This is a genomic window from Streptomyces sp. NPDC000134 (assembly GCF_042899225.1).
GTDB lineage: Bacteria > Actinomycetota > Actinomycetes > Streptomycetales > Streptomycetaceae > Streptomyces.
Genome location: NZ_JBIAZN010000031.1, coordinates 16214 through 39771 on the forward strand (window position 1 = coordinate 16214; position 23558 = coordinate 39771).

A 23558-nucleotide genomic window follows, 5' to 3' on the forward strand; every position below is an offset into this window, starting at 1 on the left:
CGTCCGCGCCCGCTCAGGTTCCGGCTTCCGCGCCCGCTCAGGTTCCGGCTTCCGCGCCCGCTCAGGTTCCGGCTTCCGCGCCCGCTCAGGTTCCGGCTCCCGCGCCCGCTCAGGCTCCGGCTTCCGCGCCCGCTCAGGGCCCGGCTTCCGCGCCCGCTCACCCCTCGGCCCCCGCGCCCGCCCCTGCCCCCGGGCCCGCGCCTGCTCCCTCCCCGGCCCCTGCCCCCGGGCCCGCGCCCGCCACCGCTTCCGCCGCGCCGACCGGCCCAGCCGCCCCCCTCGGCCCCACCGCCCCCGCCGGCCCCGGCTTCGGCGCCGGAAAGGCCGCCGCCGCCGTACAGCCGGAGGCCGTCCCGGCCCCCTCCGGCCCGCAGCAGGCCCCCGGCGCCGTGCCCCCGCGGGCCGCGCCCCCGCAGGCCACCCTCCCGCAGTCGGCGGCCCCGCAGCCGCTGGCCGCCCCGCCCGCGATCCCGCACCCCGCGATCCCGCACCCCGCCGCTCCGGCGCCCGCCGCCCCCGCGCCCCTGACCACCGGCCCCGGCGGCGGGCAGTCGTCCTGGGCGCAGCAGGTGCACCGGCTCGCCGGCGCCGCCGGGGAGGAGCAGCCCGTCGCCCCGTGGAAGCCGCCCGTCGAGGACGTCTTCCAGGCCGCCGCCCGCCGGCAGGCGTCCGCGCGGCCCGCCGGGCTCGGCAGGCGGTTCGTCGCCAGGCTGCTGGACACCCTCGTGCTGGGCGCCGTCACCGCCGTGGCCGCCGTACCGCTCGGCACGAAGGCGCTCGACCACGTGAACGGGAAGATCGACGCGGCGAAGCTCTCCGGCGAGACCGTCACCGTCTGGCTGCTGGACGGCACCACCGGCGCCTACCTGGGCATCGTCCTGGCCGTCCTGCTGCTCACCGGCGTGCTCTACGACGCGCTGCCCACCGCCAGATGGGGCCGCACCCTCGGCAAGAAGCTGCTGGGCCTGGAGGTCCGGGACATCGAGGCGCACGAGACGCCCTCGTTCGGCGCCGCCCTGCGCCGGTGGCTGGTCTACAGCGTCCCCGGCCTGCTGGCCGTCGGCGTGGTGGGCGTCGCCTGGTGCCTGTTCGACCGCCCGTGGCGCCAGTGCTGGCACGACAAGGCCGCGCATACGTTCGTCGCGGGCTGACCGGCTGCCGAACGGCGCGGGCGGAACGTAGCCCGGACGGCCGCTCGCCGGATGCGCGGCCTGGGGGTTCGCGGTCGACTCGGGCCATGAGCAGCGAACCGCCCCCCGGCTCCGGTCAGCAGCCGCCGGAAGACGACCCGTTCAGGAAGCAGCCCCCGCCGCCCGGAACCGGCGCGGGCGGCGGGAGCGGCTCCCCGTACGGCACCCCGCCCCCGCCCGCGGGCGGCCAGCCCCCGCCGTACGGCTCCCCGCCCCCGCCCGGCGGCGGCGGACCCTACGGCGGAGGGGGACCCTACGGAGGCGGCGGTCCCCAGGGAGGCGGCGGCGGACCCTATGGAGGCGGCGGTCCCTACGGAGGCGGCGGACCTTACGGCAACGCCCCCGGCGACCCCCTCGCCGGGATGCCCCCGCTCGCCGACAGCGGCCGGCGCACGCTCGCGCGGATCATCGACATGATCCTGGTCGGCCTGGTGGTCTGGCTGCTGAGCTGGGCGTTCAACGTCACGAACTACGAGGTCGACGGCGACACGGTCAACACCGGCCGGTCCTTCTGGCAGTCCCTGATCGCCGCCCTGCTCTACATCGCCTACGACACCTTCATGATCAGCCGGACCGGCCAGACGCTCGGCAAGAAGTGGCTCGGCCTGCGGGTCGCCGACCTCGGCAACGGCGCGACGCCCTCCGTGCAGACCTCGCTGATCCGCGCGGCGGTGCTCTGGCTGCCGTTCGCCTTCTGCTGCGCCTGCGTGTGGACGATCATCTGCGGCGGCTGGAGCTTCTTCGACCGGCCCTACAAGCAGGGCCTGCACGACAAGGCGGCCAAGACGGTGGTGGTCAGCACCCGTTGACCGCCCGCGTCACCGCTCAGGCGGCGCGCTGCCGTACCGCGTCCGCGCCGGAACGGGCCGTACCGGTGGACACCGGCACCGGCTGCTCCGCCGGGAGTGCCGACGGCCGGTGGACGGCGACCGTACGGGACCTGGACGACGGGACGGTCATCGCGACGAGCAGCCCGAGGGCGAGCGCGGCGACGGCGATGACGGCGATCCACCCGCCCGAAGCGGTCTGGGAGAGCGCCAGCATGACGACGGTGGAGAGGACCACGGTGCAGGAACCGTAGGCGAACTGTGCGACGGTCGGACGGGGCATGGCCATCGTGTCCTCGGAAGGGGGGAATCTCGGGGGTGAGACGAGCGGTCGGCCTGACTTTCCGCCGACTTCCGGGCGTTCTGCCGAACGACTCTAATCGGCTGGATGCCCGAGGGGAACAAATAGTAAGCGTGACCTAACCAACAGTGCTGGTGCACGGGGGGCGCACGGAGTCATGGCGTCCAGAAAGCGGACAGCGGCACGCGCCCGCCCGGCCGGGTCAAGCGTCCGTAAAGCGAACACCGGCTCCGCATAGTGCACTTGATCTGTTCAAGTCAAGGTCTGTCTTTTCCCGCGATCCTCTAGTCAAATGACGTCACTTGACTACACGCGTTGATCACGCGTCCGCGGACCAGCAGAGCATCCGGCCCCCCTTCCGCGTACGCGGACGCTGGGGAGGATCTCAAGTGACCAGCAGACCCTGGACGTTCAGAGCGGCGGCCACCGTCGTCGCGCTCGCCACGGCCACCGCCACGCTCGCCACCGCCACCGCGGCGCAGGCCGACTCGCCGGCCCGCCCGGGTGCCGTGGACCGCCACGACCCGGGAGCGGCGAAGGACAACCACGCCCACGACCTCGACGGACCGCTGAGCCGGACCCAGGACGCCCAGCGCGAAGAGGCGCTGAACCAGGTCATATCCGGCAAGGCCGCGGTCAAGGACCGCGACGGCTCGAAGGTCGTCCAGCTCAAGGGCAAGAAGGGCGACAGCAAGTACGTCGAACTCGGCCGCGAGAAGACCGACAAGATCTTCACCATCCTGGTGGAGTTCGGCGACAAGACCGACAGCCGCTACGGCGGCACCCCCGGCCCCCTGCACAACACCATCGCCGCGCCGGACCGGACCAAGGACAACTCCACGGCCTGGCAGGCGGACTACAACCAGAAGCACTACGAGGACCTCTATTTCGGTACCGGTGACGACACCGAGTCGGTCAAGAAGTACTACGAGAAGCAGTCCTCGGGCCGCTACTCGGTCGACGGCGAGGTCTCCGACTGGGTCAAGGTCCCCTACAACGAGGCCCGTTACGGCAACAACGCCTGCGGGTCCAGCACCTGCTCCAGCGTCTGGAACGTGGTCGGCGACGGTCTGAACGCCTGGGTCGCCGAGCAGAAGGCGGCCGGCCGCACGGACGCCGACATCAAGGCGGACGTCGCGGAGTTCGACCAGTGGGACCGCTACGACTTCGACGGCGACGGCGACTTCAACGAGCCCGACGGCTACATCGACCACTTCCAGATCGTGCACGCCGGCGAGGACGAGTCCGCGGGCGGCGGCGCCGAGGGCGAGGACGCCATCTGGGCCCACCGCTGGTACGCCTTCGGCACCGACGCCGGCGCCACCGGCCCGGCCGGCAACAGGCTCGGCGGCGCCCAGATCGGCGCCACCGGCATCTGGGTCGGCGACTACACCATCCAGCCGGAGAACGGCGGACTGGGCGTCTATGCCCACGAGTACGGCCACGACCTCGGCCTGCCCGACCACTACGACACCGCGGGCGGCGACAACTCCACCGGTTTCTGGACGCTGATGTCCTCCGGTTCCTGGCTGGGCACCGGCCGGGGCGAGATCGGCGACCTGCCCGGTGACATGAACGCCTGGGACAAGCTCCAGCTCGGCTGGCTCAACTACGACACCGCCAAGGCGGGCGTGGACTCCTGGCACAAGCTGGGCGTGGCGGAGTACAACACCAAGCACAAGCAGGGCCTGGTCGTCCAGTTGCCGAAGAAGGCGGTCACCACCGAGATCGTCACCCCCGCGCAGGGCGCGACCCAGTGGTGGAGCGGCAGCGGCGACGACCTGCGCAACACCCTGACCCGTTCCGTCGACCTGACCGGCAAGTCGTCGGCCGCCCTCACCCTGGACGGCTGGTACGACATCGAGGCCAACTACGACTACCTCTACGCCGAGGCGTCCACCGACGGCGGCGCCAACTGGACCGCCCTGGACGGCACGTTCGACGGGCAGCCGATCGCTCGCGACGGCAGCGACAAGCCCGCCCTCACCGGCACCGCCGACGCCTACGGCGAGCTGGCGTACCCCCTGGACGCCTACGCGGGCAAGAAGATCGACCTGCGCTTCCGCTACCAGACCGACGGCGGCGTGGCCCAGAAGGGCTTCGCGGCCGACGAGATCACGGTGACCGCCGACGGCGCGACCGTCTTCGCCGACGACGCCGAGAGCGTCGACGCCGCCTGGACGGCCGACGGCTTCTCCCGGGTCGGCGCGTCCTTCACCAAGGACTACGCGCAGTACTACATCGCCGAGAACCGGCAGTACGTGTCGTACGACAAGACGCTGAAGACCGGCCCGTACAACTTCGGCTTCTCCACCACCCGGCCGGACTGGGTGGAGCACTACGCGTACCAGAACGGTCTGCTGATCTGGAAGTGGGACACCTCCCAGCAGGACAACAACACCAGCCAGCACCCCGGCACCGGCCTGGTCCTGCCCGTCGACTCGCACCCGACCGCGCTGAAGTGGTCCGACGGCACCCTGATGCGCAACCGCTTCCAGTCCTACGACTCGCCGTTCAGCCGGTTCCGCACCGACGGCATGACCCTGCACAAGGCGGGCGTCCCGGTCCGGGTCCCGTCCTCCAAGGGCGTGCCGGTCTTCAACGACCACACCAGCGACTACTACGACCCGTCGAACCCGACCGGCGGCGTCGAGGTCACTGACACCAACACCGAGATCGAGATCACCAAGGAGGCCGCGGACGGCTCGACCATCGAGCTGGAGGTCGGCCCCGCGACCAAGCGGTAATACGTTTTCGCAGGTCAGCGCGTGATCGGCGGCGACCCCCTGGCGGGTCGCCGCCGATCCGTGTTTAGGTGCGCCCTGTGGCTCTCTTATTGACACTCGTGGACACGGGGGTATGACCGCATGGCCGCAGGAGGTTTCTGCAAGCTGCCGAACGGCACCGTGGTGGTGGCCCTCAACCTGCCCAGCCCCGCCGGCGCCGGACCCGGGGCGGTCCGCGTCCTGGTCCACGCCCACAACCGGGCGCGCGCCCTGACCAGGCTGCGCAACCTCGGGCTGCGCGCCGTCTACCTGCGGGGCAACGCCGCACCGCCGAGCCCCGACGAGATCACGGCGGTGCTGCACCACCCCGACGGCCTGATATGGCGCACCGCGCCGGCGGCCGGCGCCGCCGAGCTGGTCCAGGAGCTGTGGCACCCGATCCGTACGCTGCTCGGACGGCCCGCGGCACAGACCTGACGCGCCGCCGCCGCACCACGGCCCTGACGCGGCGCTCCCGCACCGCGGACCTGAAGCCGCGCGCTACTGCACCACGGGCTTGCCGGACAGCTCCACGCCCGCCGCCCGCATCTCCTCCAGCGCCCGCTCGGTGGTCTCCGCGCCCACCCCGGCGGTCAGGTCCAGCAGCACCTGGGTGCGGAACCCCTCGCGTACGGCGTCCAGCGCGGTGGCCCGCACGCAGTGGTCGGTGGCGATGCCGACGACGTCGATCTCGTCGACCTCCCGGGCGCGCAGCCAGTCGGCCAGCCGGGTGCCGTTCTCGTCGGCGCCCTCGAACCCGCTGTACGCGGCCGAGTACGCCCCCTTGCTGAACACCCCGTCGATCGCGCCGGAGGCGACGGCGGGCGCGAAGTTCGGGTGGAAGCCCACGCCCTCGGTGCCGGCGACGCAGTGCGCGGGCCAGGAGTGGACGTAGTCGGGGTTGTCGGCGAAGTGGCCGCCGGGCGCGATGTGGTGGTCCCGGGTGGCCACCACGTGCCGGTAGCCGGCGGGCGCCTGCCCGATCAGCTCCGTGATGGCGGCGGCCACGTCGGCACCCCCCGCGACCGCGAGGCTCCCGCCCTCGCAGAAGTCGTTCTGCACGTCTACGACGATCAAGGCGCGGCGCATGGTCGGTGTCCTTCGACTATGGGGTCGGACAGGTCTCGCGGAGCGAGGGGTATGGGCCCGGCCGGTGAACCTCCGGGCCCATGGGCCGCGGGACCGGTGGGGGAGGGGCCCTGGGGGGCCGGATCGCTGCGCACCAGCTTTAGCTACCCGAGCCCCCGTGCGCGTACTCCGTCGGAAGGACGGGTTCCCCTCGCGACAGTTGGGTCGCGGACAGCGGCAGGCCCGCGCGGGCCGCGGCGTGCCGGTCCCGGGCCGCGTCCAGCGGCTCGCGGGCGACCACCTCGCCGCCCTTGACCAGCTCGACCAGGAGCTGCCGGTCGGCCAGGTCGGCCGGGACCGGCCCGGTGCCGACCACCTCGGCCTCGGCGACGCCGTACGCGTCCAGGCGGCGCGCGGCCCACTTGCGGCCGCCGACCGAGGTCTTGCCGCCGCTGGACTTCTTGGCGACCGGCACCAGCGGCGCCCCGGGGTCGTCGGACTCGGCGCGGGCGACCAGCTTGTAGACCATGGACGCGGTCGGGTGCCCGGAGCCGGTCACCAACTGGGTGCCGACCCCGTAGGCGTCCACCGGCGCCGCCCGGAGCGAGGCGATGGCGTACTCGTCCAGGTCCGAGGTGACGACGATCTTCGTCTCGGTGGCGCCCAGCTCGTCCAACTGCTGCCGCACCCGGTGGGCGACCAGCAGCAGGTCGCCGGAGTCGATCCGGACCGCCCCGAGCCCCGGCCCGGCGACCTCCACGGCCGTGCGGACCGCCTCGGCGACGTCGTACGTGTCCACCAGCAGGGTCGTGCCCCGGCCCAGGGAGTCGACCTGGGCGCGGAAGGCGTCGCGCTCGCTGTCGTGCAGCAGGGTGAAGGCGTGCGCGGAGGTGCCGACGGTGGGGATGCCGTAGCGGAAGCCCGCGGCCAGGTCGGAGGTGGTGGCGAAGCCGCCGACGTAGGCGGCGCGGGCGGCGGCGACCGCGGCCAGCTCGTGGGTGCGGCGGGCGCCCATCTCGATCAGCGGGCGGTCCCCGGCCGCGGACGCCATCCGGGAGGCCGCCGCGGCGATCGCCGAGTCGTGGTTGAGGATGGACAGGATCACGGTCTCCAGCAGCACGCACTCGGCGAAGCTGCCCTCCACCCGCATGATCGGCGAGCCCGGGAAGTACACCTCGCCCTCGGGGTAGCCCCAGATGTCGCCGCCGAAGCGGTAGTCGGCGAGCCAGGCCAGGGTCCGCTCGTCGACGATGTCGTGTTCGCCCAGGAAGCCGAGGACGTCCGCGTCGAAGTGGAAGTTCTCCACCGCGTCGAGCACCCGTCCGGTGCCGGCCACCACCCCGTACCGCCGCCCCTCGGGCAGCCTCCGGGTGAAGACCTCGAACACGCTGCGCCGTCCGGCCGTGCCCCCGGTCAGGGCGGCCCGCAGCATCGTCAGCTCGTACTGGTCGGTGAAGAGCGCCGTCGAGGGAACGCCCACCCGTCGCCCGCCGCCCTCCTGGGGAAGCGCTCCGCGCCCTTCTTCTTCCGGCAGCCCAAGGTCCGCTGTGTTCATGGTCAGTGATCGTACTCCCATTTCGTCAAACTGACGATTTAGGGCCGCGGGCGGACCCGTTCGTGCGTCTGCCCCCTGGCGGTGGCAGCATGGGTGATGTGACGTCACCCGCTCCCGTAGAGATCGAACGCACCGAGTCGGCGGAGGAGACCTTCGCCGTGCCCGAGCCGGACGTCCCCTGGGTCACCATCGTCCACAACGACCCGGTCAACCTCATGAGCTACGTGGCGTACGTCTTCCAGACGTACTTCGGCTACTCCAAGGACAAGGCCACCAAGCTCATGCTCGACGTCCACCACAAGGGCCGTGCGGTCGTCTCCAGCGGCAGCCGCGAGGAGATGGAACGCGACGTGCAGGCCATGCACGGCTACGGTCTGTGGGCCACCCTCCAGCAGGACCGGAAGTAGCTGAATCGCCTCCATGCCAGGACACTTCGAACCGCTCCCCGGCGGCGGCGCGGCCGTCGCCCTCGACGACGTCGAGATCTCCATCATCCGGTCGCTGGCCGTCCAGCTCCTGGAGCTGATCGGGCCGGGACCCGCCGAGGACGCGCCCGACGACCCGCTCGCCGAACTCTTCGCCGAAGGGCCCAGCGAGCCGCCCTCCGACCCGGTCCTCAGGCGCCTCTTCCCGGACGCCTACATCGACCCCGAGGGCACCCCGCAGGCGAAGGAGGCGGAGGAGCAGCGGGCGCACTCCGCGGAGTTCCGCCGCTACACCGAGAACGACCTCAGGGCCGGCAAGCGGGAGAACGCGCTGGCGGTGGTCCGCTCCCTGGACGCGCTGGCGTCCCGGGCCGCCGGGGACGGCGGGGCGGTGCTGGAGCTGTCGGCCGGGGAGTCCCGGCAGTGGCTGGGCGCGCTGAACGACCTGCGCCTGGCGATCGGCTCCCGGCTGGACATCGCCGACGAGGACGACACCGACCTGCTCTACCGGCTGCCCGACGAGGACCCGCGCAAGCCGATGGTGATGGCGTACCTCTGGCTGGGCGGGCTCCAGGAGACGCTGGTCTCGACCCTCATGCCGTGACGGCACCCTCCGCTCAGCGGAGCCTCATATCCGGATAACGATCGCGTCAAAGTGACGTACCGGTATGCCCCTTTCCGGCGCCTTTCATCCCTTTTTGTCTGTGATGTGCGTCACATCGACCCCCTGTGATCCGCCGGGCGACCGTGGTAAATCTTCTCGACCGCCCGGACGAACACCACCCGAATGTTCGACCGGGTGCGCCACCGAGCCGGCGGACCGCCGGCCAGGCACCGCTCCATCATCCGGGGGGATCGAGACCCGATCCGAGGCCGAAGCGAAGGCCCGGGTCGGCATGGAGAAAGGCGCACCACCATGACCTCTGCGCAGGTCGACAAGGCGAACACCCCTGAGGAGGGGTACGAGCGCGGGCTCGGCAGCCGCCAGGTCCAGATGATCGCGATCGGCGGCGCGATCGGCGTCGGGCTCTTCCTGGGCGCCGGGGCCAACATCGCCAAGGCGGGACCCAGCCTCATCGTCATGTACGCCCTCGCCGGCGTGATCATCTTCTTCATCATGCGGGCCCTGGGCGAGCTGCTGCTCTACCGGCCCGTGTCGGGTTCCTTCGCCGAGTACTCGCGCGAGTTCCTCGGCCCCTTCTTCGGTTACTTCACCGGCTGGACGTACTGGCTGATGTGGGTGGTCACCGGCATGGCCGAGCTGACCGCCGCCGCGATCTACATCAACTACTGGTTCCCGGACATCCCGCAGTGGATCTCCGCGCTGGTCTTCCTGGTCGTGCTGTTCGTGGCCAACCTGATCTCGGTGAAGCTGTTCGGCGAGATCGAGTTCTGGTTCTCGATGGTCAAGGTCACCGCCATCATCGGCATGATCGTGATCGGCCTCGGCGTGCTCACCTTCGGCTTCAGCCAGGCCGGCGACACCGCCGCCGTCTCCAACCTCTGGGAGTTCGACGGCTTCTTCCCCAAGGGCATCGGCTCCTCCCTGATGACCCTCCAGGGCGTGATGTTCGCCTACCTCGCCGTCGAGCTGGTCGGCGTCACCGCCGGCGAGTCCGAGAACCCGGAGAAGACCCTCCCCAAGGCCATCAACACCCTGCCCTGGCGGATCGCGCTGTTCTACGTCGGCGCCCTCACCGTCATCCTGTGCGTGGTCAAGTGGACCGAGTTCGCCCCCGGCGTCTCGCCCTTCGTCGCGGCCTTCTCGAAGATCGGCATCCCGGCCGGCGCCGCCATCGTCAACTTCGTGGTGCTCACCGCCGCCCTGTCCTCCTGCAACTCCGGCATGTACTCCACCGGCCGGATGCTGCGCACCCTCGCGGACAACGGCGAGGCCCCGGGCGTCTTCAGCAGGCTCTCCGCCACCAAGACCCCCGCCCTCGGCATCACGGTCTCGGTGGTCTTCATGGGCATCGGCGTGGTCCTGAACTACGTCGTCCCGGAGAAGGCGTTCGGCTACGTCACCTCGGTCGCCACCGCGGCCGGTATCTGGACCTGGCTGATGATCCTGATCAGCCACGTCATGTACCGCCGCAAGGTCGTCGCGGGCAAGCTGCCCGCCTCGTCCTTCCCGGCGCCCGGCGGCTCGGTCTGCTCCTGGATCGCCATCGCCTTCCTGCTCTTCGTCACCGGGATCATCGCCTACGACGCCGACGCCCGCGTCTGCCTGTACGTGATGGCCGGCTGGGCGGTCGCCCTCGGCATCGGCTGGGCCGTGCTCAAGAGCCGCAACCCGCAGGTCACCCGGCGGGACGAGGGCGAGCTGGGCGGCGAGCCGGAGTTCGAGAAGGTCGGCTGACCCGCCCGCCCGCTGTCCGGCATGTGGGCCGTCCCGTACCACCCCTCGGTACGGGACGGCCCCTCTGCTTATCCTGCTGTCCATGCTGACCATCACCCAGGAGCTGTACGACCGGATCGTCGCCCACGCCCGCGAGGACCACCCCGACGAGGCGTGCGGCGTGGTCGCCGGACCCGTCGGCGCGGGCCGCCCCGAGCGGTTCATCCCCATGCTGAACGCCGCCCGCTCGCCGACCTTCTACGAGTTCGACTCCCAGGACCTGCTCAGGCTCTACCGCGAGATGGACGACCGCGACGAGGAACCCGTGGTCGTCTACCACTCCCACACGGCCACCGAGGCGTACCCCTCGCGCACCGACATCTCCTACGCCAACGAGCCCGGCGCCCACTACGTGCTGGTCTCCACCGCCGACACCGACGGCGCCGGCGACTTCCAGTTCCGCTCCTTCCGGATCGTCGAGGGCGAGGTCACCGAGGAGGAAGTGAAGGTCGTGGAGGCGTACTGAGGCTCACGGAAGCGGCCCTGTACTGGCGTGTCTCGTCCTGCGGATGAACATCGTCCGAAGGGTGAGATCACCTTCCAGAACCCGGACCGGGAATCGATACGATGAGCCCATGGTTCTGAACGACGTGAGCGACAAGACGCCGGGCGCACTGCTCGTCGCGCGGCTGCACGTCGATCTGTGCAGGCTCGCCAGCGCCATCTGTTGACCCCGCGGCCCCGCCGCCGTACCGCCGTGCGCAGCGGCGTGCGTCCCGCGCGCCCGAAGAACCCACGACACCTTCCGACAGGAGCCCTGAGCCATGGCCATCGAGGTCCGCATCCCCACCATCCTCCGCCAGTACACCGACGGTCAGAAGGCGGTGGAGGGCAGTGGTGAGACCCTCGCCGACCTCTTCGCCGACCTCGACGCCCGGCACGCGGGCATCCAGGCCCGCATCGTGGACGGCGGTCAGTTGCGCCGCTTCGTGAACGTCTACCTCAACGACGAGGACGTCCGCTTCCTGGACGGCATCAACACCAAGCTCTCCGACGGCGACAACGTCACGATCCTGCCGGCCGTCGCCGGCGGCATGGCCTGATATCCATGCGCTACGACTCCCCGCTGGCCGCGGTGGGCAACACCCCCCTGGTGCGCCTGCCGCGGCTGTCGCCCTCCGCCGACGTCTCGATCTGGGCCAAGCTGGAGGACCGCAACCCCACCGGCTCGGTCAAGGACCGCCCCGCCCTGCACATGATCGAGCAGGCGGAGAAGGACGGCCGTCTCACCCCGGGCTGCACCATCCTGGAGCCGACCAGCGGCAACACCGGCATCTCGCTCGCCATGGCCGCCAAGCTCAAGGGCTACCGCATGGTCTGCGTGATGCCCGAGAACACCTCGCAGGAACGCCGTGACCTGCTCGGCATGTGGGGCGCCGAGATCATCTCCTCCCCGGCCGCGGGCGGCTCCAACACCGCGGTGCGCGTCGCGAAGGAACTGTCCGCCGAGCACCCCGACTGGGTCATGCTCTACCAGTACGGCAACCCGGACAACGCCGGCGCCCACTACGCCACCACCGGCCCCGAGATCCTCGCCGACCTGCCCTCCGTCACCCACTTCGTGGCCGGCCTCGGCACCACCGGCACCCTCATGGGCGTCGGCCGCTATCTGCGCGAGCACAAGCCCGACGTCAGGATCGTCGCCGCCGAGCCCCGCTACGACGACCTCGTCTACGGCCTGCGCAACCTCGACGAGGGCTTCGTCCCGGAGCTGTACGACGCCTCCGTGCTGACCACCCGCTTCTCGGTCGGCTCCGCCGACGCCGTCACCCGCACCCGCGAACTCCTCCAGCAGGAGGGCATCTTCGCGGGCGTCTCCACCGGCGCCGCCCTGCACGCCGCGATCGGCGTCGCCACCAAGGCCCGCAAGGCCGGCGAGAGCGCGGACGTCGTCTTCGTGGTCGCCGACGGCGGCTGGAAGTACCTCTCCACCGGCGTCTACACCGCGGCCACCACCGAGGAGGCCATCGAGACCCTGCACGGCCAGCTCTGGGCCTGACCGCCCCGCTCGGCTACGTCGCCAGGTGACGGACCTGGTCCCACAGGACCGGGTCCACCACACCCACCCGGCGGCGGAACTCCCGCACCGGGACCTCCCGCAGCTCCTGCGTCTCCAGATAGCTCGCCCGCCCCCGCGCGTCCCCGACCGATCCCGGCGGCAGCGGGATCACTCCCGACCGGCCGTCCCGGTACCGGCTGGTGATCTTCACGACGGTCACCCGCCGCCCCCGCACCGCGATCACCAGACACGGCCGGTCCTTCGCGCCGCCGGTGTCCTCGTACGGCACGTTCGCCCACCAGATCTCCGCCGGCCGGGGCCGCGCCCCCCGCCCGCCCCGCTCCCCGGGCCGGCCCGGGGGACGCCGCCGCCCGGCCGGGCGCCGCCCCCGGCCCCACCCGTCGACGAGCGTGGCGACGAACCCCAGCAGAACCACGGCCGCGAGCACCAGCCACCATGACGTGTCCATAGCGGCGACGTTACCGGCGCACGACCCCGCCGCGCGCCCCAGGTCCGGCCCCACACGCCCCGCTTCCAGCCGAACCGGTGACACCACAGGTGAGTTCGCCCACAACGGCCCCTGGCGGAGGAGCGACCCGAGGTTTCGCGCCTTACGCTCGACGGACCGCACGACCCCCGTCTCTCCCCATCCGCCAGCGGAGGTTTCTGCTCCATGAAGCTCACCGTCGTCGGCTGCTCGGGGTCGTTCCCGTCCGCGGAATCGGCCTGTTCGAGCTACCTCGTCGAGGCCGACGGCTTCCGGCTGCTCCTCGACATGGGCAACGGCGCCCTGGGCGAGCTGCAGCGCCACTGCGGTCTCTACGACCTCGACGCGATCTTCCTCAGCCATCTGCACGCCGACCACTGCATCGACATGTGCGCCTACTTCGTGGCGCGCTACTACCGGCACGACGGCGGCCGCTGCTCCCCGCTCCCGGTCTACGGCCCCGAGGGCACCGAGCACCGCCTGACCACCGCCTACGCCGACACCCCCACCGCCTCCTCCATGAGCGAGGTCTTCGACTTCCACACCGTCAAGCCGGGCACCTTCGAGATCGGCCCGTTCACGGTGCACACCGACCTGGTCGCCCACCCCGTCGAGGCGTACGGCATCCGCGTCGAGCACGCCGGGCGGTCGCTGACCTACTCCGGCGACACCGGGGTCACGCCCACGCTGGACGAACTCGCCCGCGACAGCGACCTGTTCCTGTGCGAGGCCGCCTTCACCCACGGCAAGGAGGCGATCCCCGACCTCCACCTCAACGGACGCGAGGCCGGCCAGACCGCCGCCCGCGCCGGCGCCCGGCGCCTGGTCCTCACCCACATCCCCCCGTGGACCGACCCCCGCACCAACCTCGCCGACGCCCGCGAGGTCTTCGACGGCCCCGTCTCGCTGGCCGCGCCGGGAGCGACGTACGAGATCTGAGCACGGACGCGCGAAGGCCCCGGAACCCACCCGGTTCCGGGGCCTTCGTCATGCCGTACGGCGAGGAGTCCTCACGCCTTCGTGAGGTCCTCGACCTCCTCCTCGGGCTCGCGGCCCGGGGTCTTGAGGTCGAACTTGAGGATGGCGAAGCGGAACACCACGTAGTAGAGGGCCGCGAAGACCAGGCCGATCGGGATGATCAGCCAGGGCTTGGTCGCCAGGTGCCAGTTGAGGGCGTAGTCGATGAAGCCGGCCGAGAAGTTGAAGCCGGCGTGCACGCCCAGGCCCCACGTCACCGCCATGGACACCGCGGTGAGCACCGCGTGCAGCACGTACAGGACCGGCGCGATGAACATGAACGAGAACTCGATCGGCTCGGTCACACCGGTGACGAACGAGGTGGCCGCCAGCGAGATCATCATGCCCATGACGGCCTTGCGGCGCTCGGGGCGGGCGCAGTGCGCGATGGCGATCGCGGCGGCCGGCAGACCGAACATCATGATCGGGAAGAAGCCGGCCTGGAAGATGCCGGCGGAGGGGTCACCGGCCAGGAAGCGGGTGATGTCGCCGTGCACGATCTCGCCCGAGGCGTCCTTGAAGTCACCGAGCTGGAACCAGGCCACCGTGTTGACGAACTGGTGCATGCCGATCGGGATCAGCCCGCGGTTCACCGCGCCGAACAGGGCCGCGCCGCCCGCGCCGAGGCCGGTCATCCACTCGCCGAAGTTGGAGATGGCCTCGCCGATGGGCTCCCAGACCAGACCGAAGAAGACGCCCACGACGATGCCGACGAACGCCATGATGATCGGCACCAGCCGGCGGCCGTTGAAGAAGCCGAGCCAGTCCACCAGCTTCTTGCGGTGGTAGCGCTGCCACAGCACGGCGGCGAGCAGACCCATGATGATGCCGCCGAGCACCCCGGGGTTGTTGTACGTCGCGGCGACGTCCGGGCCGTCCTTGACCACCGCCTCGGTGACCGGGAACGCCTCCAGCACCTTGCTGTAGACCAGGAAGCCGACCACCGCGGCGAGCGCGGTCGAGCCGTCCGCCTTCTTCGCGAAGCCGATCGCCACGCCTATGCAGAACAGCAGCGGCAGCGAACCGGTCAGCGCCCCGCCCGCGTTGTTGAAGACGGCGGCGACCTTGTCCCAGCCCAGGCCGTCCTTGCCGAAGATGTCGTCCTGGCCGAGGCGGACCATGATGCCCGCGGCCGGGAGTACCGCGATCGGGAGCTGTAGGCTGCGTCCGACCTTCTGCAGGCCCTGGAACAGGCCCGATCCCCGCTTCTTTGCGGGGGCCGCCGATGCGGTGGCGGTGCTCATTGTTACGTTCCTCCATCGGGTGGTGGTCTACACCACTCAGTGGTGTAGACCTGTTGTAGCACGATGAAGGCGGCGTAAGGAACCCTCGATTCCGCTAACCCTTCGTGACGTCCTCCACCTCGTCCTCCGGCTCCCGGCCAGGCGTCTTCAGGTCGAACTTCCGGATCGCGAACCGGAACAGCAGGTAGTAGACGACGGCGAAGCACAGCCCGATCGGAATGATCAGCCACGGCCTGGTCGCCAGGTTCCAGTTGATGACGTAGTCGATCAGGCCCGCCGAGAAACTGAACCCGTCCTTCACCCCCAGCCCCCACGTCACCGCCATCGACACCCCGGTCAGCACCGCGTGGATCGCGTACAGCACCGGAGCGACGAACAGGAACGAGTACTCCAGCGGCTCGGTGATGCCGGTGACGAACGACGTCAGCGCCACCGACAGCATCAGGCCGCCCACCTCCTTGCGGCGGTGCGGCTTGGCGCAGTGCGTGATCGCCAGCGCCGCGGCCGGCAGCGCGAACATCATGATCGGGAAGAAGCCCGAGGTGAACTGGCCCGCGTCCGGATCGCCCGCCAGGAACATGTTGATGTCGCCGTGCACCACCGTGCCGTCCGGCTTGGTGAAGCTGCCGAACTGGAACCACATCGGCACGTTCAGGAACTGGTGCAGCCCGATCACCAGCAGCGCCCGGTTCGCCAGCCCGAACACCCCGGCGCCCCACGCCCCGATGTCCGTCAGCCAGTCGCTGAAGCTCTCCAGCGCGTCACCGATCGGCGGCCACACCCACAGGCACAGCGCCGCGAACGCGATCGCCACGAACGCCATGATGATCGGCACCAGCCGGCGGCCGTTGAAGAAGCCGAGCCAGTCCACCAGCTTCGTGCGGTGGAACCGCCGCCAGAAGTACGCGGCCATCAGCCCCATGACGATCCCGCCGAACACCCCCGGATTCTGGTACGTGAACGCCGTCACCGTCCCGTCGGTGAGCCGGCAGCCGATCTGCGGCACCGCCTTCGACCCCGACGGGCAGTCCTCCGGGAACTGCCGCAGCACGTTGAAGTAGACGAGGAACCCCGCCACCGCCGCCAGCGCCGTCGACCCGTCCGCCTTCTTCGCCATCCCGATGGCCACGCCCACGCAGAACAGCAGCGGCAGCCCCAGCGAACCGTCCAGCAGCGCCCCGCCCGCGCCCGTCATCACCTTGGAGACATCGGTCCAGCCCAGCCCGTCGGCCCCGAACACGTCCGGCTGCCCCAGCCGGTTGAGGATGCCCGCCGCGGGCAGCACCGCGATCGGCAACTGGAGACTGCGCCCCATTTTCTGCAGGCCCTGGAACACACCCTGGAAGCGGGCACGGGCGGGGCTGGCCGCACGGTCGGCACTCATCCGGTCTCCTTGGCGGGGGAGGCGCGTTTGGCGGCCGTCCCCGGGGTGGTGTAGACCAGTTGGCGGACGGTTCCGCTGTCGTGACGCCATCATTCGGTACCGACCGCATGACCGCTCGCGAAGATGGGCCAACTGTGGGTTACTGCGACAAAGCGGTTCGGATCAGGGAGAAAGAACATGGCCAGCAAGGCTGAGAAGATCGTTGCCGGGCTCGGCGGCATCGACAACATCGACGAGATCGAAGGCTGCATCACCCGCCTGCGCACCGAGGTCAACGACCCCTCGCTGGTCGACGAGGCCGCCCTCAAGGCCGCCGGCGCCCACGGCGTCGTGAAGATGGGCAGCGCCATCCAGGTCGTCATCGGCACCGACGCCGACCCGATCGCCGCGGAGATCGAAGACATGATGTGACGGCGGACGTGAGCGGCGCCCGCTCACCCGCCCAGGGGGCCCCTCCCGCCACGGGAGGGGCCCCCTCCGCATACGGCTAGGCTCACCCGCATGTCACGAATCGACGGCCGCACCCCCAACCAACTCCGCCCCGTCACCATCGAACGCGGCTGGAGCAAGCACGCCGAGGGCTCCGTCCTCGTCTCCTTCGGCGACACCAAGGTCCTGTGCACCGCCTCCGTCACCGAAGGCGTCCCCCGCTGGCGCAAGGGCAGCGGCGAAGGCTGGGTCACCGCCGAGTACGCCATGCTGCCCCGCGCCACCAACACCCGCGGCGACCGCGAGTCGGTCAAGGGCCGCATCGGCGGACGCACCCACGAGATCAGCCGCCTCATCGGCCGCTCGCTGCGCGCGGTCATCGACTACAAGGCGCTCGGCGAGAACACCATCGTCCTGGACTGCGACGTCCTCCAGGCCGACGGCGGCACCCGCACCGCCGCCATCACCGGCGCCTACGTCGCCCTCGCCGACGCCGTCTCCTGGGCCCAGGGCAAGAAGATCATCAAGCCCGGCCGCAAGCCCCTCACCGGCACCGTCTCCGCCGTCTCCGTCGGCATCGTGGCCGGCGTCCCCCTCCTCGACCTCCGCTACGAGGAGGACGTCCGCGCCGACACCGACATGAACGTCGTCTGCACCGGCGACGGCCGCTTCGTCGAGGTCCAGGGCACCGCCGAGGCCGAACCCTTCGCCCGCGAGGAACTCGACACCCTCCTCGACCTCGCCCAGACCGGCTGCGCCGACCTGGCCGAACTCCAGCGCACGGCCCTCGGCACCGCCCTCGAAAGGTAAAGACCCGGGAAAGAGCGGCCGCCCGCGCACGCAACTGCGCCGCCCGCCACCGCGTCCCTAGGGGTACGGGCGTACGGCCTCACCGCCGTACGCCCGGCGCACCGGACCGAGGGGGCCGCACGGCCCTGTCCCCAGGGGAGGACCGCACCCATGGCCAGGACCCGACGCCGCAGTCGTCGCGCCGCCGTCGCCGCCGCCGTGGCGGCCGTCGGCCTGACCGCCGCGCTGACCACAGGCTGCGACGCCGTCGACCGCGCACTGGACTGCGTCCAGAGCGCCGACGCCATCGCCGACAGCGTCACCGCCCTCCAGCAGGCCGTCGAGGCCGCCGTCGACGACCCGACGCAGGTGGAGGAGTCGCTCGACAGCATCGACAAGAACCTCGACAGAATCGGCGACAAGGCCGACAACACCGACGTCGACCAGGCCGTCGACGACCTCGGCCGGGCCGTGGAGAACGTCCGCGTCGCCATCGAGAACGGCGACGCCACCCCCGACATCAGCCCCGTCACCGACGCGGCCGGGGAACTGACCAAGGTCTGCACCCCCTGACCGGGCGGCCGCGCGACCGCCCCGCCTGGGACACTTGACCCATGACCCGCCTGATCCTCGCCACCCGCAACGCCGGGAAGATCACCGAACTCCGCGCCATCCTCGCCGACGCCGGTCTGCCCCACGAACTCGTCGGCGCCGACGCCTACCCCGAGATCCCCGACGTCAAGGAGACCGGCGTCACCTTCGCGGAGAACGCCCTGCTCAAGGCGCACGCCCTCGCGCAGGCCACCGGCCTGCCCGCCGTCGCCGACGACTCCGGCCTCTGCGTCGACGTCCTGCACGGCGCGCCCGGCATCTTCTCCGCCCGCTGGGCCGGCCGCCACGGCGACGACAAGGCCAACCTCGACCTGCTCCTCGCCCAGCTCGCCGACATCCCCGACGAGCACCGGTCCGCGTCCTTCGCCTGCGCGGCGGCCCTGGCCCTGCCCGACGGCACCGAACGCGTCGTCGAGGGCCGCCTGCCGGGCGTCCTGCGCCGCGAGCCGGCCGGCACCGGCGGCTTCGGCTACGACCCGATCCTCCAGCCCGACGGCGAGACCCGCACCTGCGCGGAACTCACGGCGGCCGAGAAGAACGCCATCAGCCACCGCGGCAAGGCGTTCCGGGAACTGGTGCCGGAGGTACGGGAGTTGCTGGGCTGAGCCGAACGCACCGACGGCCTGCGTATCACCTTGGATTCGCAGGCCGTCTGGGTGCGGCGGAAGGGATTCGAACCCTCAAGCCCGATCAAGGGCCACAGATCCTAAGTCTGCTGCGTCGCCATTGCGCCACCGCCGCGAGTGCCCCTCATGGTACCGGGCGGCGCGCTCCGCCTTGCGTCCGCACCGGGGCGGCGGCACGGGGCGAGGCGGGCCGGATCAGACGCCCAGGTCCTTGATGATCTTCGCTACGTGGCCCGTCGCACGGACGTTGTACAGGGCGCGTTCCACCTTGCCGTCCTCGTCCACGACGATGGTGGAGCGGATGACGCCCTGGTACGTCCTGCCGTAGTTCTTCTTCTCCCCGAAGGCGCCGTACGCGTCGAGGACCGTCCTGTCGGGGTCGGCGAGGAGGGTGACCCGCAGGGACTCGGTGTCGCGGAACCTGGCGAGCTTCTCCGGCTCGTCGGGGGAGATGCCGATGACGTCGTACCCGGCGCCGGCCAGCAGGTCGAGGTTGTCCGTGAAGTCGCAGGCCTGCTTGGTGCAGCCGGGGGTAAGGGCAGCGGGGTAGAAGTAGACGATGACCTTGCGGCCCTTGTGGTCGGCCAGGGACACCTCGTTGCCGTCGGCGTCCGGGAGGGTGAAGGCGGGGGCGGTGTCCCCGGGCTGGAGTCGCTCGCTCATCGGAACAGCGTAACCGGGGGTCCTGACAGTGCGGTCGGCCGCAGAGCTGACAGACTGTCCGGAACAAGCACTCAGCTTCACATCGGAGGCCGTACGGTGGCGGACACGTCGGACACGAGAACCCCGGCGCAGATCGAGGCGGACATCAAGCGCCGCCGCGAGGTGCTGGCCGAGACGCTGGACGAGATCGGGATGCGGGTGCATCCGAAGACGATCGTGGGGGACGCGAAGGCCAAGGTCGCCTCGAACATCGACCACACCCTCGGGCGTGCGTACGTCCAGGTCAACCGGGTGGTCAGCGATGTGAAGGCGCAGTTCGTGGACGAGCAGGGCAGACCCAAGCCGGAGCGGGTCGTGCCCGTGGCGCTCGTGGTCGTCGGGGTGGTGGGCCTGCTGGCCCTGCGTACCCGGCGGCGCAGGGGCTGAGACGGAGCAGGTAGGTTCGAGGCGTGAGCGCCAAGAGAAACGACCACAGCACCCAGGACGACAAGCTGCCCATCCGGATGCTGCACGACCGCGTGCTCGTGCGGCAGGACACCAGTGAGGGCGAGCGGCGTTCGGGGGGCGGCATCCTGATCCCCGCCACGGCGGCGGTCGGCCGGCGGCTGGCCTGGGCCGAGGTCGTCGCGGTGGGGCAGAACGTCCGGACGGTGGAGCCCGGTGACCGGGTGCTGTACGACCCGGAGGACCGTGCCGAGGTGGAGGTGCGGGGCGTCGGGTACGTGCTCATGCGGGAGCGCGATCTGCACGCGGTGGCCGCGGACCGCTTCGAGGGCTCGGAGGACTCCACCGGGCTGTATCTCTGAAGCGCCGACGGGACGACAAAGGGCTGGTGACCATCGTCACCAGCCCTTTTCCGCGTGGCTTGCTACCGTGGAACGACCCCGACGAGACGCGCCGTACCGGGTGAAGGCAAAGACGACGCACCGCCGTTCGGTCCGTTCACGGAGGTGTTGTCATGGCGTGGGTTCTGCTCGTCGTCGCCGGTCTGCTGGAGGTCGGCTGGTCGATCGGGATGAAGTACACCGAGGGGTTCACCCGGCTGGTGCCGAGTCTGTTCACCGGGGCCGGGATCGTGGCCAGCATGGTGCTGCTGTCGTACGCGGCGCGGACGCTGCCGATCGGTACCGCCTACGGCGTGTGGGTGGGGATCGGCGCGGCCGGTGCGGCGGTGCTCGGCATGGTGGTGCTGGGGGAGCCGGCGACCGCCGCCCGGATCTTCTTCATCTGTCTGCTGCTGGTCGCCGTCGTGGGTCTGAAGGCGACCTCGGGTCACTGACGGGGGCCGCCGGTGAGCTGCCCGCCGGTGAGCTGCCCGGCGGTGGCGGACGGGTCGGCGTTGCCGTCGTCGGTGCTGCCGCCGCCGCCGGTGGCCGGCTGCCCGCCGCCGGGGTCCGTCTCGCCGGCGCCGCCGCCGCCGTCCGCGCCGGGTTCGGTGCTGGGGCCGCCGGTCGCGCTGGGGCCGGTGCCGGTGCCGTCGCCGGACGGGGTGGCGTCGTCGTTCTCGTCGGGGGAACCGCCGGAGGTCTCCCGGCCGGACGGGGTGGCGCTGCCGGTGTCGCCGGTGGCGCCGGTGCCGGTGTCGGCGGAGGGCCCGGTGGACGGGGCCTGGCTGGCGTAGGCGCCGGACTGGAGGTCGAGGTCGAAGTCGCGGACCGGCTTCCCCTGGAGGGCGTCGCGGGTGTACTGGCCCCAGATCTCGGCGGGCGCCCCGCCGCCGTTCATCCGGGGCAGGCCCAGGGCGCCGTAGAGCGGCTGCTGCGCGGCGGTGACCGGGTCCTGGCCCATCACGGCGACGACGGTGACCAGGTCGGGGGTGTAGCCGGCGAACCAGGCGGCCTTGTCCTTCTCCGCGGTGCCGGTCTTGCCGGCGGCGGGCCGGCCGGCCGACCGGGCGGCGGTGGCGGTGCCGTTCTGCACCACGCCGCGCAGGACGGAGGTGGTGGTGTCGGCGGCCTCGCGGCTGATGGCCTGCTTCTCGTGGCGCGCGGGGAGGTCGAGTTCCTCGTCGCCGTCCTTCACGACCTTCTCGACCATGGTGTACGTGCCGTGCCGCCCGTGGTTGGCGAGGGTGGCGTACGCCTCGGTCATGTCCAGGACGCTGGCGGTGGCGGTGCCGAGCGCGATGGCGGGGCCGTCGGGCATCTCCGGGGTGTCGGAGGGCAGGCCGAGGGCGACGGCGGTCTTCTTGACCTGGGTGGGGCCGACGTCCACGGCCATCTGGGCGTACACGGCGTTGACGGACTTGTCGGTGGCCTCGCTGACGGTGATGTCGCCGTAGTCGGTGTGGTCCTCGTTCTCCGGGGCGTAGACGGTGCCGGTCCAGCCCTGGACGGGGCGTTCGCTGGTGCCCTCGTAGACGGTGTTGGGGGTGATGGGCCGGCCGTCCTGGGTGTCGGCGCCGTGCTCGACGGCGGCGGTGAGGACGAAGGGCTTGAAGGTGGAGCCGACCTGGAAGTCGCGGCGGGTGGCGTTGGGCGTGTACTGCTTGACGTAGTCGATGCCGTTGTACATCGCCACGATCTTGCCCGTCTTCGGGTCGATGGAGGCGCCGCCGGCCCGGACGTACGTGTCGACCTTGCGGTTCTTCCTGTCGAGCTGGGACATGAGCTGGTCGTCGACGGCCTTGACGAAGGCGTCCTGCTTCTTCTTCTGCAGGGTGGTGGTGATGCGGTAGCCGCCGCGGTCGAGGTCGTCGGAGCCGACGATGCCGTGCTCGGTGAGGTAGTCGTTGACGATGCCGACGAGGTAGCCGCGCTGGCCGGACATGCCGGTGGAGGCGGTGGACTCCTTGGGCATGGGGAACTTCATCCCGGCCCGGTCGGCGGCGTCCAGCCAGCCCTTGGCGACCATGCCGTCCAGGACGTAGTTCCAGCGGGCCTCGGCGGCGCCCCGGTTCTGCGGGTGGGCGACGACGTCGTACTCGCTGGGCGCGTTGAGCAGGGAGGCGAGGTAGGCGCCGCGGGCGGCGTCCAGGTCGGTGGCGTCGATGCCGTAGTACGCCTGGGCGGCGGCCTGGATTCCGTAGGCGTTGCGGCCGAAGAAGCTGGTGTTGAGGTAGCCCTCCAGGATGTCGCCCTTGCTCTTCTCGTGGTCGAGCTTGATGGAGATGAAGAACTCCTTCACCTTGCGGGTGACGGTCTGCTCCTGGGCGAGGTAGTAGTTCTTCACGTACTGCTGGGTGATGGTGGAGCCGGACTGCTTGCCCTTGCCGGTGGCCGTGTTCCAGGCGGCGCGGATCATCGCCTGGGGGTCGACGGCGGACTCGGTGTAGAAGTCGCGGTCCTCGGCGGCGAGCACGGCGTGCTGGGCGTCCTGGGAGATCTTGGCGAGGTCCACGTTCTCCCGGTTGACCTTGCCCTCGCGGGCGAGGACGGTGCCGTCGGCGTACAGGTAGACGTTGGACTGCTTGGTGGCCAGGGCGTTGGCCGGGGGGATGCGCACCAGGGAGTAGCCGAGGAAGAGTCCGCCGACGACCAGCACGACGGCGACCACCAGGCCGCCGAGCGTCATGCGCCAGGTCGGGACCAGCCGGCGCCAGCCGGTGCGCCTGGGGCGCTTCGCCTTGCCGGCGGTGCCGGTGCCGGTGCCGGTGTCCGCGGGGTCCGCGGGGTCCGGGGACGGGGGTGTGGCGTCCCGGCGGGCCCGGCCCGGTGACGGCTGCTTCGGCTGCGGATCGTCGCTCATGGTGTGCGTGTGGCTCCTGTGGTGCGGTGCGTCGTACGTCGTGTCCGTGCGGTCCGTACGGTCCGTACGTGTTCGGCGCTTTCGTGCGCCCC

At 71.1% G+C, this 23558-nt stretch carries 27 protein-coding genes, 1 tRNA gene and 1 riboswitch; of the genes, 19 read left to right on the top strand and 9 right to left on the bottom strand.

The genetic code is table 11. The features are described 5' to 3' along the window. Both ACFY32_RS32005 and ACFY32_RS32010 read left to right on the top strand, forming a co-directional pair. On the top strand, nucleotides 1-1151 hold a 1151-nt coding region (locus ACFY32_RS32005; RefSeq protein WP_390676142.1), incomplete at its 5' end, for an RDD family protein. Between the two features lie 86 nt (nucleotides 1152-1237). Continuing rightward, nucleotides 1238-1999, top strand: a complete 762-nt coding sequence (locus tag ACFY32_RS32010; protein ID WP_390676143.1) for an RDD family protein — start codon at nucleotides 1238-1240, stop codon at nucleotides 1997-1999. A 16-nt stretch (nucleotides 2000-2015) separates the two neighbouring features. Here ACFY32_RS32010 and ACFY32_RS32015 read toward each other — a convergent pair whose 3' ends face one another. Continuing rightward, a complete protein-coding gene (locus ACFY32_RS32015) occupies nucleotides 2016-2300 on the bottom strand; it encodes a hypothetical protein (RefSeq protein ID WP_390676144.1) in 285 nt (94 codons plus the stop codon). 407 nt (nucleotides 2301-2707) lie between these two features. Between ACFY32_RS32015 and ACFY32_RS32020 the strand changes: the two genes are divergently transcribed. Both ACFY32_RS32020 and ACFY32_RS32025 read left to right on the top strand, forming a co-directional pair. Further along, the gene (locus tag ACFY32_RS32020; RefSeq protein ID WP_390676145.1) at nucleotides 2708-5065 is read left to right on the top strand and encodes an immune inhibitor A domain-containing protein; all 2358 of its coding nucleotides are present in this window, start codon (nucleotides 2708-2710) and stop codon (nucleotides 5063-5065) included. Between the two features lie 120 nt (nucleotides 5066-5185). Continuing rightward, entirely contained in the window at nucleotides 5186-5521 is a 336-nt protein-coding gene (locus ACFY32_RS32025; protein WP_359192594.1) for a hypothetical protein, read from the top strand. Nucleotides 5522-5584: 63 nt separating this feature from the next. Here the strand turns inward: ACFY32_RS32025 and ACFY32_RS32030 are convergent, their stop codons facing one another. Together ACFY32_RS32030 and ACFY32_RS32035 are read right to left on the bottom strand one after the other, a co-directional pair. After that, a complete protein-coding gene (locus ACFY32_RS32030; RefSeq protein ID WP_359192591.1) occupies nucleotides 5585-6172 on the bottom strand; it encodes an isochorismatase family protein in 588 nt (195 codons plus the stop codon). 139 nt (nucleotides 6173-6311) lie between these two features. After that, entirely contained in the window at nucleotides 6312-7706 is a 1395-nt protein-coding gene (locus ACFY32_RS32035) for a nicotinate phosphoribosyltransferase (protein ID WP_390676146.1), read from the bottom strand. Nucleotides 7707-7795: 89 nt separating this feature from the next. On the opposite strand from ACFY32_RS32035, the gene clpS reads away from it, so the two are divergent. From clpS to ACFY32_RS32070, 7 genes are all read left to right on the top strand, one after another. Then, nucleotides 7796-8113: an ATP-dependent Clp protease adapter ClpS gene (clpS, locus tag ACFY32_RS32040; protein WP_359192588.1), complete on the top strand. Its 318-nt coding sequence runs from the start codon at nucleotides 7796-7798 to the stop codon at nucleotides 8111-8113. Between the two features lie 13 nt (nucleotides 8114-8126). Continuing rightward, on the top strand, nucleotides 8127-8735 hold the full coding sequence (locus ACFY32_RS32045) for a DUF2017 domain-containing protein (RefSeq protein ID WP_359192583.1): 609 nt from the start codon (nucleotides 8127-8129) through the stop codon (nucleotides 8733-8735). A gap of 312 nt (nucleotides 8736-9047) precedes the next feature. Beyond that, entirely contained in the window at nucleotides 9048-10490 is a 1443-nt protein-coding gene (locus ACFY32_RS32050) for an amino acid permease (protein WP_359192580.1), read from the top strand. 82 nt (nucleotides 10491-10572) lie between these two features. Further along, nucleotides 10573-10995, top strand: coding sequence for a M67 family metallopeptidase (locus ACFY32_RS32055; protein ID WP_359192577.1), 423 nt, complete (start codon nucleotides 10573-10575; stop codon nucleotides 10993-10995). A gap of 109 nt (nucleotides 10996-11104) precedes the next feature. Next, nucleotides 11105-11200, top strand: coding sequence for a winged helix-turn-helix domain-containing protein (locus ACFY32_RS32060; protein WP_216825713.1), 96 nt, complete (start codon nucleotides 11105-11107; stop codon nucleotides 11198-11200). A gap of 93 nt (nucleotides 11201-11293) precedes the next feature. Continuing rightward, nucleotides 11294-11572: a MoaD/ThiS family protein gene (locus ACFY32_RS32065; RefSeq protein ID WP_359192573.1), complete on the top strand. Its 279-nt coding sequence runs from the start codon at nucleotides 11294-11296 to the stop codon at nucleotides 11570-11572. A gap of 5 nt (nucleotides 11573-11577) precedes the next feature. Next, a complete protein-coding gene (locus ACFY32_RS32070; RefSeq protein ID WP_359192570.1) occupies nucleotides 11578-12528 on the top strand; it encodes a cysteine synthase in 951 nt (316 codons plus the stop codon). Nucleotides 12529-12541: 13 nt separating this feature from the next. On the opposite strand, the gene ACFY32_RS32075 is transcribed toward ACFY32_RS32070, so the two are convergent. Next, complete coding sequence (locus tag ACFY32_RS32075) at nucleotides 12542-12997, bottom strand: type II toxin-antitoxin system PemK/MazF family toxin (RefSeq protein ID WP_359192567.1); 456 nt, start codon at nucleotides 12995-12997, stop codon at nucleotides 12542-12544. Between the two features lie 204 nt (nucleotides 12998-13201). Between ACFY32_RS32075 and ACFY32_RS32080 the strand changes: the two genes are divergently transcribed. Next, entirely contained in the window at nucleotides 13202-13954 is a 753-nt protein-coding gene (locus ACFY32_RS32080; RefSeq protein ID WP_359192564.1) for an MBL fold metallo-hydrolase, read from the top strand. Between the two features lie 71 nt (nucleotides 13955-14025). Here ACFY32_RS32080 and ACFY32_RS32085 read toward each other — a convergent pair whose 3' ends face one another. Together ACFY32_RS32085 and ACFY32_RS32090 are read right to left on the bottom strand one after the other, a co-directional pair. Beyond that, nucleotides 14026-15276, bottom strand: a complete 1251-nt coding sequence (locus tag ACFY32_RS32085; RefSeq protein WP_359192560.1) for a PTS transporter subunit EIIC — start codon at nucleotides 15274-15276, stop codon at nucleotides 14026-14028. Nucleotides 15277-15370: 94 nt separating this feature from the next. Continuing rightward, nucleotides 15371-16660, bottom strand: a complete 1290-nt coding sequence (locus ACFY32_RS32090) for a PTS transporter subunit EIIC (protein ID WP_359192557.1) — start codon at nucleotides 16658-16660, stop codon at nucleotides 15371-15373. Nucleotides 16661-16837: 177 nt separating this feature from the next. Here ACFY32_RS32090 and ACFY32_RS32095 point away from each other — a divergent pair, with 177 nt between their 5' ends. From ACFY32_RS32095 to rdgB, 4 genes are all read left to right on the top strand, one after another. Beyond that, the gene (locus ACFY32_RS32095; RefSeq protein ID WP_359192554.1) at nucleotides 16838-17071 is read left to right on the top strand and encodes a PTS glucose/sucrose transporter subunit IIB; all 234 of its coding nucleotides are present in this window, start codon (nucleotides 16838-16840) and stop codon (nucleotides 17069-17071) included. A gap of 90 nt (nucleotides 17072-17161) precedes the next feature. Further along, nucleotides 17162-17899 (top strand): ribonuclease PH, encoded by a 738-nt coding sequence (rph, locus tag ACFY32_RS32100; RefSeq protein WP_359192552.1) that lies wholly within the window; start codon nucleotides 17162-17164, stop codon nucleotides 17897-17899. A gap of 150 nt (nucleotides 17900-18049) precedes the next feature. Further along, nucleotides 18050-18451: a hypothetical protein gene (locus ACFY32_RS32105; RefSeq protein WP_390676147.1), complete on the top strand. Its 402-nt coding sequence runs from the start codon at nucleotides 18050-18052 to the stop codon at nucleotides 18449-18451. Between the two features lie 41 nt (nucleotides 18452-18492). Beyond that, nucleotides 18493-19095: an RdgB/HAM1 family non-canonical purine NTP pyrophosphatase gene (gene rdgB / locus ACFY32_RS32110; RefSeq protein ID WP_390676148.1), complete on the top strand. Its 603-nt coding sequence runs from the start codon at nucleotides 18493-18495 to the stop codon at nucleotides 19093-19095. A gap of 52 nt (nucleotides 19096-19147) precedes the next feature. On the opposite strand, the gene ACFY32_RS32115 is transcribed toward rdgB, so the two are convergent. Both ACFY32_RS32115 and bcp read right to left on the bottom strand, forming a co-directional pair. Then, nucleotides 19148-19231 (bottom strand) — tRNA-Leu (locus ACFY32_RS32115). Nucleotides 19232-19311: 80 nt separating this feature from the next. Then, nucleotides 19312-19779 (bottom strand): thioredoxin-dependent thiol peroxidase, encoded by a 468-nt coding sequence (gene bcp / locus ACFY32_RS32120; protein ID WP_359192543.1) that lies wholly within the window; start codon nucleotides 19777-19779, stop codon nucleotides 19312-19314. Nucleotides 19780-19875: 96 nt separating this feature from the next. On the opposite strand from bcp, the gene ACFY32_RS32125 reads away from it, so the two are divergent. The 3 genes from ACFY32_RS32125 to ACFY32_RS32135 all read left to right on the top strand — a co-directional run bounded on the left by ACFY32_RS32125 (nucleotide 19876) and on the right by ACFY32_RS32135 (nucleotide 21058). Continuing rightward, nucleotides 19876-20205: a DUF3618 domain-containing protein gene (locus ACFY32_RS32125; RefSeq protein ID WP_359192540.1), complete on the top strand. Its 330-nt coding sequence runs from the start codon at nucleotides 19876-19878 to the stop codon at nucleotides 20203-20205. Nucleotides 20206-20228: 23 nt separating this feature from the next. Further along, nucleotides 20229-20585 (top strand): co-chaperone GroES, encoded by a 357-nt coding sequence (locus ACFY32_RS32130; RefSeq protein WP_359192538.1) that lies wholly within the window; start codon nucleotides 20229-20231, stop codon nucleotides 20583-20585. 56 nt (nucleotides 20586-20641) lie between these two features. After that, nucleotides 20642-20707, top strand: a riboswitch (guanidine-III (ykkC-III) riboswitch). Nucleotides 20708-20737: 30 nt separating this feature from the next. Next, nucleotides 20738-21058 carry an SMR family transporter gene (locus ACFY32_RS32135; protein WP_359192535.1) on the top strand — a complete coding sequence of 107 codons (321 nt, stop codon included), beginning with the start codon at nucleotides 20738-20740 and terminating at the stop codon, nucleotides 21056-21058. Here the strand turns inward: ACFY32_RS32135 and ACFY32_RS32140 are convergent. Next, nucleotides 21052-23466: a transglycosylase domain-containing protein gene (locus ACFY32_RS32140; protein ID WP_390676149.1), complete on the bottom strand. Its 2415-nt coding sequence runs from the start codon at nucleotides 23464-23466 to the stop codon at nucleotides 21052-21054. The genes ACFY32_RS32135 and ACFY32_RS32140 overlap by 7 nt on opposite strands. Nucleotides 23467-23558 lie beyond the last annotated feature (92 nt).

Bases quoted from the DNA above. Each gene is read 5' to 3' on its own strand.
- ACFY32_RS32010 (WP_390676143.1), top strand. From the start codon at position 1,238: ATGAGCAGCGAACCGCCCCCCGGCTCCGGTCAGCAGCCGCCGGAAGAC.
- ACFY32_RS32015 (WP_390676144.1), bottom strand. From the start codon at position 2,300: ATGCCCCGTCCGACCGTCGCACAGTTCGCCTACGGTTCCTGCACCGTG.
- ACFY32_RS32025 (WP_359192594.1), top strand. From the start codon at position 5,186: ATGGCCGCAGGAGGTTTCTGCAAGCTGCCGAACGGCACCGTGGTGGTG.
- ACFY32_RS32030 (WP_359192591.1), bottom strand. From the start codon at position 6,172: ATGCGCCGCGCCTTGATCGTCGTAGACGTGCAGAACGACTTCTGCGAG.
- ACFY32_RS32035 (WP_390676146.1), bottom strand. From the start codon at position 7,706: ATGAACACAGCGGACCTTGGGCTGCCGGAAGAAGAAGGGCGCGGAGCG.
- clpS (WP_359192588.1), top strand. From the start codon at position 7,796: ATGGGTGATGTGACGTCACCCGCTCCCGTAGAGATCGAACGCACCGAG.
- ACFY32_RS32045 (WP_359192583.1), top strand. From the start codon at position 8,127: ATGCCAGGACACTTCGAACCGCTCCCCGGCGGCGGCGCGGCCGTCGCC.
- ACFY32_RS32050 (WP_359192580.1), top strand. From the start codon at position 9,048: ATGACCTCTGCGCAGGTCGACAAGGCGAACACCCCTGAGGAGGGGTAC.
- ACFY32_RS32055 (WP_359192577.1), top strand. From the start codon at position 10,573: ATGCTGACCATCACCCAGGAGCTGTACGACCGGATCGTCGCCCACGCC.
- ACFY32_RS32060 (WP_216825713.1), top strand. From the start codon at position 11,105: ATGGTTCTGAACGACGTGAGCGACAAGACGCCGGGCGCACTGCTCGTC.
- ACFY32_RS32065 (WP_359192573.1), top strand. From the start codon at position 11,294: ATGGCCATCGAGGTCCGCATCCCCACCATCCTCCGCCAGTACACCGAC.
- ACFY32_RS32070 (WP_359192570.1), top strand. From the start codon at position 11,578: ATGCGCTACGACTCCCCGCTGGCCGCGGTGGGCAACACCCCCCTGGTG.
- ACFY32_RS32075 (WP_359192567.1), bottom strand. From the start codon at position 12,997: ATGGACACGTCATGGTGGCTGGTGCTCGCGGCCGTGGTTCTGCTGGGG.
- ACFY32_RS32080 (WP_359192564.1), top strand. From the start codon at position 13,202: ATGAAGCTCACCGTCGTCGGCTGCTCGGGGTCGTTCCCGTCCGCGGAA.
- ACFY32_RS32085 (WP_359192560.1), bottom strand. From the start codon at position 15,276: ATGAGCACCGCCACCGCATCGGCGGCCCCCGCAAAGAAGCGGGGATCG.
- ACFY32_RS32090 (WP_359192557.1), bottom strand. From the start codon at position 16,660: ATGAGTGCCGACCGTGCGGCCAGCCCCGCCCGTGCCCGCTTCCAGGGT.
- ACFY32_RS32095 (WP_359192554.1), top strand. From the start codon at position 16,838: ATGGCCAGCAAGGCTGAGAAGATCGTTGCCGGGCTCGGCGGCATCGAC.
- rph (WP_359192552.1), top strand. From the start codon at position 17,162: ATGTCACGAATCGACGGCCGCACCCCCAACCAACTCCGCCCCGTCACC.
- ACFY32_RS32105 (WP_390676147.1), top strand. From the start codon at position 18,050: ATGGCCAGGACCCGACGCCGCAGTCGTCGCGCCGCCGTCGCCGCCGCC.
- rdgB (WP_390676148.1), top strand. From the start codon at position 18,493: ATGACCCGCCTGATCCTCGCCACCCGCAACGCCGGGAAGATCACCGAA.
- bcp (WP_359192543.1), bottom strand. From the start codon at position 19,779: ATGAGCGAGCGACTCCAGCCCGGGGACACCGCCCCCGCCTTCACCCTC.
- ACFY32_RS32135 (WP_359192535.1), top strand. From the start codon at position 20,738: ATGGCGTGGGTTCTGCTCGTCGTCGCCGGTCTGCTGGAGGTCGGCTGG.
- ACFY32_RS32140 (WP_390676149.1), bottom strand. From the start codon at position 23,466: ATGAGCGACGATCCGCAGCCGAAGCAGCCGTCACCGGGCCGGGCCCGC.